Below are 14,224 nucleotides of genomic sequence, written 5' to 3'. Positions count from 1 at the left end.
TCCATGGCCGCCGCTGAACCACGGGGCACGGGGGTGCGGGGCACGGGGGTGCGCGGCACCGCACCGGTCCGGATCAGCGCCAGGGGGTGGGGGTGGCAGCATTCGTCCCGTGCCGCCAAGGCCGTCCACGACCTGGACCTGGAGGTGGCCCCGGGCGAACGGGTGCTGCTGCTGGGACCCTCCGGCGCCGGCAAATCCACGCTGCTGCACGCCCTGGCAGGGGTGCTCGGCGCCGATGAGGAGGCCGGCGAATTCGGTTCGCTGCTCCTGGACGGGCGGCCCGTGGCCGACTCACGCGGGCGCACCGGGTTGATGCAGCAGGACCCCGACGCCCAGGTGGTGCTCTCCCGCATCGGGGACGACGTCGCGTTTGGCGCCGAAAACCTGTCCGTACCGCGGGAGGAAATCTGGCGCCGCGTGCCCGCCGCCCTGGAGGCTGTGGGCCTGGACCTGCCGCTGGACCATGCCAGCTCCACGCTATCCGGCGGGCAGAAGCAGCGGCTGGGCCTGGCGGGCATGCTGGCCATGGCGCCGGGCCTGCTGCTCCTGGACGAGCCCACCGCCAACCTCGACCCCGCCGGCGTGGTGGACGTGCGCGACGCCGTCCGGCGCAGTCTCGACGCCACGGGCGCCACCTTGGTGGTGGTGGAGCACCGGGTCTCCGTCTGGCTGGAGGTGGTGGACCGGATCGTGGTGCTGGCCCCCGGCGGCACCGGCCAGCCCGGCGGCGTGCTGCTGGATGGCCCGCCCGCCACCGTGTTGGCCCAGGCCCGCGAGCTGCTGGCCCGGGCCGGGGTGTGGGTGCCCGGCTACGTGCCCGCCGTCCGGCCGCGCAGCGGGAAGTGCGACGCCGGTGCGCCCCTATTGCTGGAGGCGGCCGATCTCGCCGTCTCCCGGCAGAAAGGCCGTCGCCGGCACCCGGCCGTGCCGGCCGCCGTCGTGCCGTCCGTGCGCATTGCCGCCGGGCAGGCGCTGACCGTGACCGGGCCGAACGGGGCCGGGAAGTCGACGCTGGCCCTGACCCTGGCCGGGCTGCTGCCGGCCATTGGGGGGCGGCTTCGCGCCACCGAGGCGCTGGCGCGCGGGGCCGGCAGCGAGCCGTTGAAATGGCGCGGCCGCGATTTGATCGGTCGGATCGGCACCGTCTTCCAGGAGCCCGAGCACCAATTTGTCACCGGCCGGGTGCGCGACGAATTGATGTTTGCGCCCCGGCTGCTGGGCCAGGGCGGGGAGAAGGTCGAGGAACTGCTGGCCCGGCTGCGGCTGGACCACGTGGCGGACGCCAATCCCTTCACGCTGTCCGGCGGGGAAAAACGCCGGCTGTCCGTGGCCACGGTGCTGGCGGCGGGCCCGCAGGTGCTGGTGCTGGACGAGCCAACCTTCGGGCAGGACGCGAACACGTGGGCGGAATTGGCGTCCCTGCTGACCGAACTGCTCGATGCCGGCACGGCCGTGGTGTCCGTGACGCACGACGCCCTGTTCACCCAGGTTCTGGGCGGCGACCGGCTGGTGCTGGGAGCCGACGCGGAGAAGGTGGCCGGGATTCCCGGCGCGGCGGTCCCCACCCGGGCGGTGCGGAGATGAGCGTGGACGTGCTGGCGCGGCCGCGGTCCTCGGCCTGGTTGGCCGGGGCCAACCCGCTGGCCAAGCTGGGCGCGGGCATGCTGGTCACGATCGCCCTGCTCACCAGCGTGGATGCGGTGTCCGCCACGGTGGCCCTGGTGCTGGAGTGCGCGCTGCTGCCGCTGGCCGGCCTGGGCGTGCGCCTGCTGCTGCTCCGCGGCTGGCCGATCCTGATGGCGGCCCTGGTGGGCGGCTACGGGACGGCCCTGCTGGCCCCGAAAACCGGCGAACTCCTGCTGGCCGCGGGGCCGGTGACGTTCACCACCGGTTCCGTGGAAGCCGGCGTGGCCATCGCCCTGCGCGGGCTGGCCATTGCGCTGCCGGGCATCCTGGTCCTCGCCAGCACCGACCCCACGGACCTGGCCGACGCGCTGGCGCAAAAACTGCGCCTGCCCCACCGCTTCGTGCTGGGCGCGCTCGCAGCCATGCGCCTGGTGGGCCTGCTCGTGGCCGAATGGCAGGTTCTGGGCATGGCCCGGCGCGCCCGCGGCGTGGGCGGGGCGGGCGGATTTTGGGGCCACCTGAAGGCGTCGCTGGGCCAGGCCATGGCCCTGCTGATCCAGGCCATCCGGCGGGCCACCCGGCTGGCCGTGACCATGGAGGCAAAGGGGTTCGGGGCCGGCCCGCGCACGTGGGCGCGGGAATCGAGGTTCACGGCCCGTGACGCGTGGGTGGCGGGCGGGGGGCTGGTGATCGCCGCCGCGGCGGTGGGTGCCGCCGTCGTGGTGGGCACCTGGAATCCGGTGTTCGGCTGACCGCCCCATCCCCCTGCGCCGCGCCTGCGGGAGCGCCGCCCGCGGCCGGCAGGCACGCCGCGGGCGGCGGCCCGGGGCCGGGCGGGGTAACCTTATGTGACGGTTAGATAACGCCGCCGAATAGAGATATCTCACCTAATGGTTAATTCAAGGTCTCTTTCGGGAAAATTGTTCAACAGGTCACGTATTTGGCCAGACATATGCCATTCGTGATATAAAAGTTCTCATGACTTACGTGGCAGCAGAAACCGTTGGCGTATTGGTCCGCGACGCCCGGACCGACAAGGGCTGGACGCAGGGCCAGCTGGCCGCGCAGCTGGGCACGAGCCAAAGCGCCGTGGCCCGGATGGAGCAGGGCAAACAAAACCTGAGCCTGAAGATGATCCAGCGGATGGAGGCGCTGCTGGGCAAGCGCATCGTCAACGTCGGCAACTCGCCCAAGAACATGGTCACCCACCTGCGCGTGCACGGCGGCCGTGAACTCTCGGGCAGTGTCGAGGTCAATTCCAGCAAGAATGCCGGCGTGGCCCTGCTCTGCGCCAGCCTCATCAACCGCGGCACCACCACGCTGCGCAGGCTGGCCCGCATCGAGGAGGTCAACCGGATTGTGGAGCTGCTGACCAGCATCGGCGTGCGCTGCGAGTGGCTCAACGCCAACGACCTGGCGATCCGGCGCCCGGAGCAGCTGGACCTGGCCGCCATGGACGTCGAGGCCGCCAAACGCACCCGCTCCGTCATCATGTTGCTGGGCCCCTTGCTGGACCAGCGGAACGTGTACCGCATCCCGTATGCCGGCGGCTGCGACCTGGGCACCCGCACCGTCGAGCCGCACATGCAGGCCCTGCGCGAATTCGGCCTCTCCGTCACCGCCCATGCCGGCTTCTACCAGGTGCACGCGCCGGTGAGCGACGCCGTCGACCGCACCTTCGTGCTCACCGAGCGCGGGGACACCGTGACGGAAAACGCCATCATGGCCGCCGCCCACCGCGAGGGCACCACCGTCATCCGCAATGCCAGCCCCAACTACATGGTCCAGGACCTGTGCTTCTACCTGCAGGGCCTGGGCGTGCAGGTGGACGGCATCGGCTCCACGACGCTGACCATCCGCGGCCGGGCCCGCATCGACGTTGACATCGAGTATTCGCCGTCCGAGGATCCCATCGAGGCCATGAGCCTGATCACCGCGGGCATCGTGACCAAGTCCGAGGTCACGGTCAAGCGCGTGCCCATCGAGTTCATGGAGATTGAGTTGAAGGTCCTGGAGCAGATGGGCTTCCACTACCGCAAATCCGCCGAGTACACGGCCCGCAACGGCAAGACCCGGCTGGTGGACATCACCACGCTGCCCTCCGAACTGCATGCCGCCCCGGACAAGATCCACCCCATGCCCTTCCCCGGGCTGAACATCGACAACCTGCCGTTTTTCGCCGTCATCGCCTCCTGCGCCGAGGGCACCACGCTCATCCACGACTGGGTGTACGAGAACCGGGCCATCTACCTCACCGAACTGAACCGCCTCGGCGCCGGCGTCCGGCTCCTGGACCCGCACCGCATCGACGTCACGGGCCCGGCGGCGTGGCGCGCGGCCGAGATCGGCTGCCCGCCGGCGCTGCGCCCGGCCGCCTGCATCCTGCTGGCCATGCTCGCCGCCAAGGGCACCAGCGAACTCCGCAACATCTACGTCATCGAGCGCGGCTACGAGGACCTGGCCGAGCGCCTGAACACCGTGGGCGCGGAGATCGAGTACTTCCAGGACTAGCTCAGATGGCCGCGAGGGCGGCAGCGAGATCCTGCTTCAGGTCCGCCAGATCCTCCAGGCCCACGGACAGGCGCAGGGTGCCGTCGCTGAGCCCGATGGCGGCCCGGCCCGCGGGTCCCATGGCGCGGTGGGTGGTGGTGGCCGGGTGGGTGATCAGCGACTTGGTGTCGCCGAGGTTGTTGGAGATGTCCACGATCGTCAGCGCATTCAACAGCGCAAATGCCGCGTCCTTGCGTGTGCCGGTGGCGGGCTCGGCCAGTTCAAAGGTCAGCACGGTGCCGCCGGCCTTCATCTGCTTTTTGGCCAGCTCGTATTGCGGGTGGGAGGGCAGCAGCGGATACAAGACCTTGCCGATCTTCGGCTGGGCCGCCAGGAACTCGCCCAGCGCCAGGGCGTTCGCCGAGGAATGGGCCACGCGCAGGCCCATGGTTTCCAGGCCTTTCGTCAGCACCCAGGCGTTGAACGCGGACAGGGCCGGACCCGTGTGCCGCATCAGGTTCTTGACCGGGCCGTCGATGAATTCCTTCGTGCCCAGGATGGCGCCGCCCAGCACCCGGCCCTGGCCGTCGATGTGCTTGGTGCCGGAGTAGACGACAATGTCCGCACCAAAGTCGCCGCACCGCTGCAGCAGGGGGGTGGCGAAGACGTTGTCCGCCACCACCTTCGCACCGGCGGCATGGGCCAGCTCGCACACGGCCGCGATGTCAATGATTTCCTGCATCGGATTTGACGGCGACTCAAAGAACACGGCCGTGGTTGGCACCGACAACGCCTCCCGCCACTGGGCCAGGTCCGGCCCGTCCACAAACACCGTCTCCACGCCCCAGCGCGGCAGGAGCTCGTTCAGGATGACAAAGCAGGAGCCGAACAGGGACCGGGAGGCGACCACGCGGTCCCCGGCGCCCAACAGCGCGCCCAGGGCGGTGAACACCGCGGACATGCCGGAGGCCGTCGCAAAGCACGCCTCCTTGCCCTCGAGCAGGCGCAGGCGCTCCTGGAAGGTGGCGACCGAGGGGTTGCCGTAGCGGGAGTACACAAACCGGTCCACCTCACCGGTAAACGACTGCTCGGCGTGTTCGGCGGATTCGTACACGAAGCCGGAGTTCAGGAAGATGGCCTCCGAGGTTTCCTGAAAATTGCTGCGGTCCAGCCCGCCCCGGACGGCCCGGGTGTCCTCGGCCCAGCCGGCGGCGTGCTCATTAAAGTTGCTCAATTGCGGTGTCCTTAGCTGTCGCTGATGCAGCACTACGTTCAGGGTCGGCTCGGTGCCGGCGCGGGCCTATTTCCAGGGCAGGTTGCGGTTCTTCCAGCCGTTGACGGTCCGTTCCCCGTAGCCGTCGGGCACGCCCTCAAAGCCCTCGAGCATGTTGAAGGCGGTGTACCCGGCGGCGGTGGCCGCCTCGGCGGCGGAGACGGACCGCGCGCCGGAGCGGCACAGCATCACGACCGTCCGCTCCGCCGGCACCAGCTCCTGCAACTGGGCCAGGAAGTCCGGGTTGGGGGCGCCGGTGGAGAAATTCCACTGGATGAACACCGGCTCGGCGCCCAGGGCGGAGACGTCCGGGACGCCGATGTGCGCCCACTCGCCGTCGGTGCGCACATCCACCAGGACGGCGCCGTCGGCGAGCCGTTCCCAGGCCTGCGCGGGGGCCAGGTCTCCGGCGTAGCTCATGCGATCCCCTCGCCGTCGAACTCTTCGGGGTCAACAAGTTTTTGCACGGCGTTGGCGACGGCGGCGTCGGCGCTGGCCACGGCGTGGGGGCGGATGAGCGCCTGCGCGCAAATGACGGCGGCGCCGTTGTAGGTGACGGCCGGCCCGCCGTGCAAAACGTAGCCCTCCGCCAGGGCGGCGGAAATCCGCTCGCAGAAGCTGCGGTCGTCGGGGCCGGTGATCAGCCGGTAGGCCAGGGCGGAATCCTCAACGCTCACGTGTCCTCCTCAAAAGCAAGCCGTTAAGACCGCAGGCGATCCTTGGCGCTGGCGCTCATTGCTCCCCTGAAAAGTAACATATCCGGTGCCGGGCGGGGCGGGAATTGTGGCGCAACATGACGTGGGCGTCAGTGGGTCTGCGCCAGCAGCGCGCTGAGCTCCGCCGTGAGGCGGGCCCGGACCTCGGCGGTGCCGATGTCCCGCCCGTCGATCCGATTGACCGGCGCCAGCAGCCGGATGCTGGAAATCAGCCACACGGCGTCGGCGTCCAGGAGGTCCGCCGGCTCCACGGGCCCGTACCCCAACTCCCAGCCGGCCTCGCGCGCGGCCGCAAACAGCGCGCCCTGCGTGGTGCCGGGCAGGATGCCGCTGTCCAGGTTGGGCGTGATGAGCCGCTTGATCGGCGTCCCGTCGTCGTCGCTCACATGCGCCAGCAGGACGGACGACGTCGGCCCCTCCAACACGTGCCCGTCACTGCTGGTGAAGATCACGTCATCGGCGCCCCGGGCGTGGGCGTGGCGCAGCGCGGCCATGTTGACCGCGTAGGAAAGCGTCTTGGCGCCCAGCAGCAGCCAGGGCGCCCGCTGGGCGATCGTGCTGTCATAGCCGCGCTCCAGCAGGAGCACGTCCAGGCCCCGGGCCCGCTGCTCGGCCAGGGCGGGCGGGACGGCGGAGGCCTGCACCCAGGCCGTCGGCGTGTTCGCGCCCTCCACGCCGCGGGAGGCGAACAGCTTGATGACGATGTTGGTGTTCCCGTGCTCGTCCGGGGCGGGCGGGGAGGCGGCGGCGAAAGCCGTCAGCGCCGTCGCAATGGCCCGCATCCAGGCGTCGGGGCCGGGGATGGCCAAGTCGAGGCTGTGGGCGGAGCGGCCCAGCCGGGAGAGGTGGGCGTCCACCTTGCGGGGGAGCCCGTTGACGGCGAGCAGGGATTCAAAGATGCCGTCGCCGCGGGTGGCGCCCTGATCGGTGGCCAGCAGGGCGGGGGCGGTGGCGTCGGCAAGGCGCCCGTCGGGGCGGGAGGGGTCAAGGAATACCAGAACAGTCATGCTTTAGAGCTTAGTGCGCCCGCCGGTCGGGGAAAGGGCGGAAAGCCGCACGGGGGCGGGTAGGCTGGTGTCCCTCGGAACCGATGTGGGGGAGGCCCGCTTGATTTGGACGGCATTGACCCTGCCCACCGGCAACGTCTGGCTCTCGGGCTTCCTGCTGCTGTTCGACCTGGTCATCCGCGTCGTGGTGCTCGGCGTCATCCCGGGCAACCGGCGGCCCACCACGGCCATGGCCTGGCTGCTGTGCATCTTCTTCCTCCCCTACATCGGCCTGATCCTGTTCCTGATGTTCGGCAACTTCCGGCTCTCCCGGCGCCGGCGGGAGACCCAGGCGGCCGTCAACGAACGGATTGTGGCGGGGACGCGCGAGATTGCCCGGCAGGTGCCGCCCTATGACGGCCCGTCGTGGGTGAATTCGGCGGTGGAGCTGAACCGGAACCTGGGCTTCTTCCCGGCGCTCGGCGCCAACTCGGTGCAACTGATTGGCGGGTACCAGGAGTCCCTGGATGCCATGGCGGAGGAGATCAGCCAGGCCCGGGACTACGTCAACGCCGAGTTTTACATCATGAGCTCGGACGCGGCGACGGACCGGCTGTTCCGCGAGCTGGAGGCGGCGGCCGAGCGCGGCGTGCGGGTCCGGGTGCTCTTTGACCACATTGGCTCGCTGCGGGTTCCCGGCTACCGCGGCATGATCCGCCGTTTGAAGGCCAGCCAGATCCAGTGGCGGCGCATGCTGCCGCTGCTGCCGGTGAAGGGCCAGTGGCGCCGCCCGGACCTGCGCAACCACCGCAAGATCCTGGTGGTGGACGGGCGCGTCGGGTTCACGGGCTCCCAAAACGTCATTGAACGCTCCTACCGCAGCAGGAAAAACGCCAAGGTGGGCCGCAAGTGGGTTGAGTTGATGGCCCGCCTGGAGGGGCCCATCGTGGGCACCCTGAACGYCATGTTCGCCACCGACTGGTCCAGCGAGACGGAGGAGAACCTGGAGAGCCAGCTGGCCACCCACCACTGGGACTCCTTCACCGGCGGGGTCCTGTGCCAGGTGGTGCCCAGCGGCCCCGGGTTCGTGACCGAAAACAACCTGCGCCTGTTCAACACGCTGCTGTACTCGGCCGAGGAACGCATCACCATCTCCAGCCCCTACTTTGTGCCCGACGATTCCCTGCTCTATGCCATCACGACGGCGGCCCAGCGCGGTGTCCGGGTGGAGCTGTTCGTCTCCGAGAAGGGCGATCAATTTCTGGTCCACCACGCCCAGCGTTCCTACTACGAGGCCTTGTTGAAGAGCGGGGTGCGGATCTTCCTCTACCCCAAGCCCCTGGTGCTCCATGCCAAGCACTTCACCGTCGATGAGGACGTGGCCGTGATCGGCTCCTCCAACATGGACATGCGCAGCTTCTCCCTCAACCTGGAGGTCTCCGTGATGATGATTGACAAGGACGTGGTGCAGGCGATGCACCAGGTGGAGGAACGGTACCGGGCCGTTTCACGGGAACTGCACCTGGAGGAGTGGCTCACCCGGCCCGTCATGGCCCGCTACGTGGACAACGTGGCCAGGCTGACTGCGACCCTGCAGTAGCCGTCCCGCGTGACGCAACCATGGCGTGCGCGTTCCCCCGCGGGAAGTGGCCGGACGCGGGTGCGCACTTTCCCCCTGCGCTGAACTCGAGCCGAGTCTTGCGCCCCTTGTCCACCGGCGCGGAACTGGTGACGAGTTTTGCGCCTGACGGTCGTGAAATTTTCCCCGGCGCGGAACTCAGGCCGGGTTTTGCGCATAACGGTTGAGCCCGGCCGGCCGCCGTCAGCCCGGGAACGTGGCACCCAGCGTTGAGAGGACCCCAAACGCCTTCGCCTGGATCTCCAACCACTCGGCGTGGTCGTCCGAGTCCGCCGTGATGGCCCCGCCCACGCCCAGCGAAAGGTGCGTGCCGCCGTCGTCGGTGTCCTGCAGGACCAGGGTGCGGATGGTGACGGACAGATCCATGGCCGCATTGAGCGARAAATAGCCGATGCCCCCGGAATAGATGCCGCGCGGCGCGCCCTCCAGCCGGTCCAGGATGGCCATGGTGCTGATCTTTGGCGCACCCGTCATGGACCCGGCCGGGAACGCGGCGGCCAGCGCCTGCGCCCGTGAGCTGCCGGGTGCCAGCCGCGCCTCGACGGTGCTGACCAGCTGGTGGACGGTGGCGTAGCTTTCAATCGCGCACAGGCGCGGCACCGTGAGCGTCTCCGGCAGCGCGAAGTGCGAGAGATCGTTGCGCAGCAGGTCCACGATCATCACGTTCTCCGCCCGGTCCTTCGGCGAGGACGCCAGATCGGCCCGCAGCGCCGCGTCCACGAGCGGATCGGCGTCGCGGCGCCGGGTGCCCTTGATGGGTTCGGCGCGCATCAGTCCGGCGGCGTCGATCCGCAGGAACCGCTCCGGGGAGGTGCTGCACACCGCCACGCCGCCAAACTTCAAGAACGCGGCGAACGGGGCCGGGCTGCGCCGGCGCAGTGCCCGGTAGCACTCCCACGCGTCCACCCGGCCGGCGGCGTGCGCGCTCAGCTGCGTGGTCAGGCAGATCTCGTACGAGTTTCCCTCCCGGATTTCGGCCCGGGAGGCGGAAATCATGGCCTTGTACCGCGCCTCGCCGTCGCGCAGCGTGAACGCGGGGGCCGGCGGCAGCGCAGGGGCGCCCGCGGCAGGCAGGTCCGCCACCGTTGCGCGCACCTGCGCCCTCCATGCGGCCGCTTCGGCCCGGGTGAGAGGATGATTGGCCTCGGTCAACGTGAGCAGGAAAACGCACCGCAGCTCATGGTCCAGGACGACCGCCCGGCCGGCGAACAGCAGTGCCGCCGCCGGCGGCGCGGCCGGGTGCGGCAAGTCGGCCGGTGGCGGTGCGCCGCCCGTTTCGCCCTTGAGCTCATAGCCGAGCCAGCCCAGCCAGCCGAGCGTGAAGTCGCCCGGGTAGTGCTCCGGCGCGCGCACCGCCTTCCGGCCCCAGACGGTGTCCAGCCACCGGAAGAACGGGGCCCGGATGCGGGCGGTGACCTGCCCGGCCCGCACCGTCGTCACGCCGCCGGAGTGCTCGGCCGTGCGGCCAAACCATCCGTCGGCGTCCGCCATGATGGAAAATCTGGACCGTCCCGGCGGGAGGCCGCCGGGCGCGATGGGGGCGCCCCGGCCGGAACCGCCCGCGCCGGCTGTGCCCACGCCGCCGGCTGTGCCCACGCCGTCGGCTGTGCCCACGCCGTCGGCTGTGCTGCCCGCGCCGGCTGTGCCCACGCTGTCGGCTGTGCCCACGCCGTCGGCGATGGAGCTGTCCAGCCACACCGCGTTCGCGGACTGCCCGTACAGCGCCGCAAAAAGTGCGGGCCCCGCGGGGTGAACCTCGAGCCGTTCAACGGATAGTTCCAGCCCGCGCCGCCGCGCCAGTTCGGGGGCCAGCACCGGTTCCAGGGCGGGTAGTTCGGTCAGCGCGGAGAGCACCTGTTCCGGCGCGGCGGCCACCCCGGCGGCGCCGTCGACCACGATGTCCGCCGTGGCCGCCACGGCGCCGCCGGCAAAAAGCAGGTTCTCCTGTGCGGCCCAGCGGTCCCAAAACGGGGCGTAGGTCTCGCCGTCGCGGTCCAGGGCGCGCTGCTTGCGCTGGAGCGCCGGCGCCTCCACCCAGATCACCACGTCCAAAAAGGGCAGGGCGCTGGCGTGGGCAGCCCCCACTCCTTCGACCAGCACGACGTCGGCCGCGGCGGTGGTGCGCGAGTCGCCGTCGTACTGGGCGGCCCAGTCCCAGGCCGTCCAACGGGCGTCACGTCCCTGGCTCAGCGGCGCCAGGACGGTGGAAACATACCGATCCACCCCGGCCGCCAGCCCGTCCCAGCCGGGATAAATGTCTTCCAGGTGGAAGAGCGAGACCGTGCGGTGGCGGCGCAGCAGGGCAGCCAGCTCCAGGGCAACGGTGGTCTTGCCCGCGCCGGAGCGCCCGTCGACGGCGATAATCACGGGCCGCGGCGCATCAGCCACGGGCGAAGGCCAGGATGCCGGGGATGGCCGCGGAAATCAGCGTCCAGCTGACCTCAAAGTCGCTGTGGTCCCCGAACCACGGGTCGTAGATGCCCTGCGCCTGCGGGTCCGCGCCCGCGACGGCGGGGTCGAAGGAGCGCAGCATGCGCACCTTGGCCGCCGCCTCGGGGCTGGGGGCGAGGGCGCGCAGCGCATTGAAGTGGTCAACGTCCAGGGCCAGGACCAGGTCCCGGTCGGCGAACCAGGCGGGGTTGAACTCGCGGGCCAGGTGGCCGTCGGCGGCAATGCCGTGCCGGGCCAGGACGTCCCGGGCCCGCTGGTCCATCGGGTTGCCCACCTCCCACGCAGTCGTCCCGGCCGAGTCCACGGCCACGTTCAGCCCGGCATCCGCCGCGGCCCGCGCCATCATGAATTCCGCCATGGGGGAGCGGCAGATGTTGCCGGTGCAGACGGTGATGATCCGGTAGGTCGACGTCATGGAATCAGTCTATCGGCGCCCCGGCGCCCGGACGGGTTCAGATCAGGGCCAGCAGGACGCCCACCCCGATGAACAAGATGCCGAAGATCCGGTTGAGGGTCAGCTGCCCGCGCTCGCTGGAGGTCAGATGCGTGAGCTGCTTGGCCCCGGCGGCGAAGATGAACCACATAACGATGATGTCGATGGCCACCACGGTGGCCGTGAGGATCAGGTACTGGGCCAGCATGGGCCGGTCGGGGCGGATGAACTGCGGCATGAACGCCAGGAAAAACACGATCGCCTTGGGGTTGAGCAGGTTCACCCAGAGGCCGCGGCGGAACATCGAGTACCCGGACTCCACGGCGGCGGGTGCGCCGGCGCCGTCGTCGGTCTCGGCCTTGGCCAGCAGTTTCCGCACACCCAGATACACCAGGTAGGCGGCGCCAACATACCGGATCAGCATGAACAGCAACGGTGAGCTGGAGACGATGAGGCCCACGCCGGCCGCGACGATGATCACGTGGATGACCAACGCCAACTGCTGGCCCAGCACGCCCCAGATGGAGCGCCGGAAGCCGGAGACCAGCGCATTGGACATGGTGTTGATGGCGCCCGCGCCCGGAGTCAGGCTGATCATGGCGCCGGCGCCGGCAAGGGCCAGCCACAAGGAGAATTGCACCAGCCAAGTTTACGACGCGCGCGCGCCTGGGCCGTCGCAGTGTTTGCAGGGTGGACGGTTTCCGAAAATGCCGCCCCGGCTACAGGCGCAGTTCCAGCAAGATCGTGTCCCGCCACTGCCCGGCATGCGGCCCGTAGCCCATGAGCCCGATCCGCTCGCGCCGCCCCACGCGACGGTAGCCGGCCTTCTCGTGCAGCGCCAGGCTGGGCAGGTTCCCGGCCAGGACGGAGGACTGGATGGTCCAATAACCCAGCGTCCGCGCCCGCCCGGCCAAACCGTTGAGGAGGGCCAGGCCCACGCCCTGACCCGCCGCCGCCGGGTCCACATAGACGGAATGCTCGATGACGCCGCGGTAGACCTCCCGGGTGGAGGTGCGAGTGGCCGCCACCCAGCCCCGCACGGCGTCCTTCTCGTCCAGGGCGACCAGGCTCAGCGCCGGAATCTTCGCGGCAAAAAACTCCGCCATGGACGGCGGGGCCTGGGCGAAGGTGGCGTTGCCGCCGGCAATGCCGGCGGCGTAGATCCGTTCGACGGCGGTCCAATCGGCCGCGGCCATGTCCCGAATGGCGGCGTTCACAGGGCCATGATGCTTTCGGACGCGGTTTCCAGCGCCCCGGGCACCAGCGAGTAGTAGGCCCAGGTGCCGCGCTTTTCCCGGTTCAGCAACCCCGCCTCCACGAGGATCTTCAGGTGGTGGGAGACGGTGGGTTGGCCCAGCGCCAGGGGTTCGGTGAGGTCGCAGACACAGGCCTCGCCGCCGTCGCCGGCGGTCGTCTCGGGGGCGTGTGCGGCGTTCATGTAACCATTATGCCCGCGGATTGACGGCGGTCGATATAGCGGGCGTCCCGGCCGGGTGGCAGCAGGCACAGTCCTCGTCGGGCCGCTCCGGGCCCGGAATTGGACTGCAGCACGCCTCTCCGCGCCAGGCGTCCCGTCCCTCCTTCACCGCGACGGCGGCAACCACCAGGGCGGCGACGGGGTCGGCCCAGGACCAGCCCAGGACGCTGTTCAGGAGCAGGCCGGCCAGCAGCACTGCCGAGAGGTAGGTGCACAACAGGGTCTGCTTCGAATCCGCCACGGCCGAGCGGGACCCCAGTTCCCGGCCCGTTCGCCGTTGCGCCCAGGACAGCAGCGGCATGACCGCCAAACTGACCGCGGCCAGGATGATCCCGGGGGTGGAGTGTGCGGCCTCCCGCCCGCCCACGAGGGAGGCGAGCGCGTCAGCGGCCACGAAGGCGGCCAGCGCGAAAAAGCAGACCGCGATGATGCGCAGGGCCGTCTTTTCCCGGGTCTCGGGATCCCGGGCACTGAACTGCCAGGCCAGGGCGGCGGCCGAGGAAACCTCCACCACGGAGTCCAGCCCGAAGCCGATCAGGGCACTGGATGACGCGCCGGCGCCCGCCCCCAGGGCGACGATGGCCTCGATGACGTTGTAGGTGATGGTGGCGCCGACGAACAGCCGGATCCGCCGGTTCAGCACGCCCCGGCGGGCGGTGGTGGGAAGCGGGCGTCCGAGCAGGTTGGCGCCCGCCATTAGCAGCACCCGTCGGTCGCCGCGGCCGCGCAGTATTGTGGATCGACCGCAAGCACAACCTCCAGCAGGTCCGCGAGGGCGTGGCCGATCTTCGGATCCGCGAGCTCGTACCGGGTCCGGCGCCCTTCCGGCACCGCGACCACCAGGCCGCAGCCGCGCAGGCAGGCCAGGTTGTTGGACAGGCTTTGCCGGCTGATGCCGAGGGTCTCCGCCAGCTCGGACGGATATGCGGGGGCATCCCGGAGCGTGAGCAGAATCCGCGCCCTCTTGGGGTCCGAGAGGGCGTGCCCGAACCTGCCCAGCACGCTCGAGTGCCTAACGGTTTCCATGCCTCGATTGTACACAAATTCTTGAATTCAATAAATGGTGAACGGATTGTTTCAGGGGGGTGCACAATAAGGGCATGAGGGCGCAGCGGCCCGGGCGGAGGATGACG

At 70.0% G+C, this 14,224-nt stretch carries 14 protein-coding genes and 1 pseudogene; 4 read left to right on the top strand and 11 right to left on the bottom strand.

The window, feature by feature from the left end; genetic code table 11:
* Nucleotides 1-3 precede the first annotated feature (3 nt).
* The 3 genes from AB4Y80_RS12545 to AB4Y80_RS12535 all read left to right on the top strand — a co-directional run bounded on the left by AB4Y80_RS12545 (nt 4) and on the right by AB4Y80_RS12535 (nt 4,137).
* Entirely contained in the window at nt 4-1,584 is a 1,581-nt protein-coding gene (locus AB4Y80_RS12545) for an ABC transporter ATP-binding protein (RefSeq protein ID WP_442214528.1), read from the top strand.
* Nucleotides 1,581-2,378 (top strand): energy-coupling factor transporter transmembrane component T family protein, encoded by a 798-nt coding sequence (locus tag AB4Y80_RS12540; protein ID WP_442214527.1) that lies wholly within the window; start codon nt 1,581-1,583, stop codon nt 2,376-2,378. The genes AB4Y80_RS12545 and AB4Y80_RS12540 overlap by 4 nt, the downstream gene beginning before the upstream one ends.
* Before the next feature lie 226 nt (nt 2,379-2,604).
* The gene (locus AB4Y80_RS12535) at nt 2,605-4,137 is read left to right on the top strand and encodes a UDP-N-acetylglucosamine 1-carboxyvinyltransferase (protein ID WP_442214525.1); all 1,533 of its coding nucleotides are present in this window, start codon (nt 2,605-2,607) and stop codon (nt 4,135-4,137) included.
* A 1-nt stretch (nt 4,138) separates the two neighbouring features.
* Here AB4Y80_RS12535 and AB4Y80_RS12530 read toward each other — a convergent pair whose 3' ends face one another.
* From AB4Y80_RS12530 to AB4Y80_RS12515, 4 genes are all read right to left on the bottom strand, one after another.
* Nucleotides 4,139-5,350 carry an O-succinylhomoserine sulfhydrylase gene (locus tag AB4Y80_RS12530; protein WP_442214524.1) on the bottom strand — a complete coding sequence of 404 codons (1,212 nt, stop codon included), beginning with the start codon at nt 5,348-5,350 and terminating at the stop codon, nt 4,139-4,141.
* Nucleotides 5,351-5,416: 66 nt separating this feature from the next.
* Nucleotides 5,417-5,809, bottom strand: a complete 393-nt coding sequence (locus AB4Y80_RS12525) for a rhodanese-like domain-containing protein (protein WP_442214523.1) — start codon at nt 5,807-5,809, stop codon at nt 5,417-5,419.
* Complete coding sequence (locus AB4Y80_RS12520; RefSeq protein ID WP_442214522.1) at nt 5,806-6,066, bottom strand: DUF1737 domain-containing protein; 261 nt, start codon at nt 6,064-6,066, stop codon at nt 5,806-5,808. The genes AB4Y80_RS12525 and AB4Y80_RS12520 overlap by 4 nt, the downstream gene beginning before the upstream one ends.
* A gap of 128 nt (nt 6,067-6,194) precedes the next feature.
* Complete coding sequence (locus AB4Y80_RS12515) at nt 6,195-7,112, bottom strand: aminodeoxychorismate lyase (RefSeq protein ID WP_442214521.1); 918 nt, start codon at nt 7,110-7,112, stop codon at nt 6,195-6,197.
* 100 nt (nt 7,113-7,212) lie between these two features.
* Here AB4Y80_RS12515 and cls point away from each other — a divergent pair, with 100 nt between their 5' ends.
* Entirely contained in the window at nt 7,213-8,691 is a 1,479-nt protein-coding gene (cls, locus tag AB4Y80_RS12510; RefSeq protein ID WP_442214560.1) for a cardiolipin synthase, read from the top strand.
* A 222-nt stretch (nt 8,692-8,913) separates the two neighbouring features.
* Here cls and AB4Y80_RS12505 read toward each other — a convergent pair whose 3' ends face one another.
* From AB4Y80_RS12505 to AB4Y80_RS12475, 7 genes and pseudogenes are all read right to left on the bottom strand, one after another.
* A complete protein-coding gene (locus AB4Y80_RS12505) occupies nt 8,914-11,118 on the bottom strand; it encodes a chorismate-binding protein (RefSeq protein ID WP_442214520.1) in 2,205 nt (734 codons plus the stop codon).
* Nucleotides 11,111-11,596: a low molecular weight protein-tyrosine-phosphatase gene (locus AB4Y80_RS12500; RefSeq protein ID WP_442214519.1), complete on the bottom strand. Its 486-nt coding sequence runs from the start codon at nt 11,594-11,596 to the stop codon at nt 11,111-11,113. Before AB4Y80_RS12500 ends, AB4Y80_RS12505 begins: the two co-directional genes overlap by 8 nt.
* A 37-nt stretch (nt 11,597-11,633) precedes the next feature.
* A complete protein-coding gene (locus AB4Y80_RS12495) occupies nt 11,634-12,254 on the bottom strand; it encodes a LysE family transporter (protein ID WP_442214518.1) in 621 nt (206 codons plus the stop codon).
* 79 nt (nt 12,255-12,333) lie between these two features.
* Complete coding sequence (locus AB4Y80_RS12490; protein ID WP_442214517.1) at nt 12,334-12,831, bottom strand: GNAT family N-acetyltransferase; 498 nt, start codon at nt 12,829-12,831, stop codon at nt 12,334-12,336.
* Nucleotides 12,828-13,022 (bottom strand): annotated as a pseudogene (locus tag AB4Y80_RS12485) (ArsR/SmtB family transcription factor); the annotation flags it as partial. The pseudogene AB4Y80_RS12485 and the gene AB4Y80_RS12490, both read right to left, overlap by 4 nt.
* Before the next feature lie 37 nt (nt 13,023-13,059).
* Nucleotides 13,060-13,788, bottom strand: coding sequence for a cation transporter (locus tag AB4Y80_RS12480; protein ID WP_442214516.1), 729 nt, complete (start codon nt 13,786-13,788; stop codon nt 13,060-13,062).
* Nucleotides 13,788-14,117 carry an ArsR/SmtB family transcription factor gene (locus tag AB4Y80_RS12475; RefSeq protein WP_442214515.1) on the bottom strand — a complete coding sequence of 110 codons (330 nt, stop codon included), beginning with the start codon at nt 14,115-14,117 and terminating at the stop codon, nt 13,788-13,790. The genes AB4Y80_RS12480 and AB4Y80_RS12475 overlap by 1 nt, the downstream gene beginning before the upstream one ends.
* Nucleotides 14,118-14,224: the final 107 nt, after the last annotated feature.

The sequence above is a fragment of the Specibacter sp. RAF43 genome (assembly GCF_052114065.1).
In the GTDB taxonomy this organism is placed as follows: domain Bacteria; phylum Actinomycetota; class Actinomycetes; order Actinomycetales; family Micrococcaceae; genus Specibacter.
The sequence above is the reverse complement of the archived record's forward strand: the minus strand, read 5'-3'. Positions and strand labels throughout refer to the sequence as shown.

Bases quoted from the DNA above. Each gene is read 5' to 3' on its own strand.
- AB4Y80_RS12545 (WP_442214528.1), top strand. From the start codon at position 4: ATGGCCGCCGCTGAACCACGGGGCACGGGGGTGCGGGGCACGGGGGTG.
- AB4Y80_RS12540 (WP_442214527.1), top strand. From the start codon at position 1,581: ATGAGCGTGGACGTGCTGGCGCGGCCGCGGTCCTCGGCCTGGTTGGCC.
- AB4Y80_RS12535 (WP_442214525.1), top strand. From the start codon at position 2,605: ATGACTTACGTGGCAGCAGAAACCGTTGGCGTATTGGTCCGCGACGCC.
- AB4Y80_RS12525 (WP_442214523.1), bottom strand. From the start codon at position 5,809: ATGAGCTACGCCGGAGACCTGGCCCCCGCGCAGGCCTGGGAACGGCTC.
- AB4Y80_RS12515 (WP_442214521.1), bottom strand. From the start codon at position 7,112: ATGACTGTTCTGGTATTCCTTGACCCCTCCCGCCCCGACGGGCGCCTT.
- AB4Y80_RS12500 (WP_442214519.1), bottom strand. From the start codon at position 11,596: ATGACGTCGACCTACCGGATCATCACCGTCTGCACCGGCAACATCTGC.
- AB4Y80_RS12480 (WP_442214516.1), bottom strand. From the start codon at position 13,788: ATGGCGGGCGCCAACCTGCTCGGACGCCCGCTTCCCACCACCGCCCGC.
- AB4Y80_RS12475 (WP_442214515.1), bottom strand. From the start codon at position 14,117: ATGGAAACCGTTAGGCACTCGAGCGTGCTGGGCAGGTTCGGGCACGCC.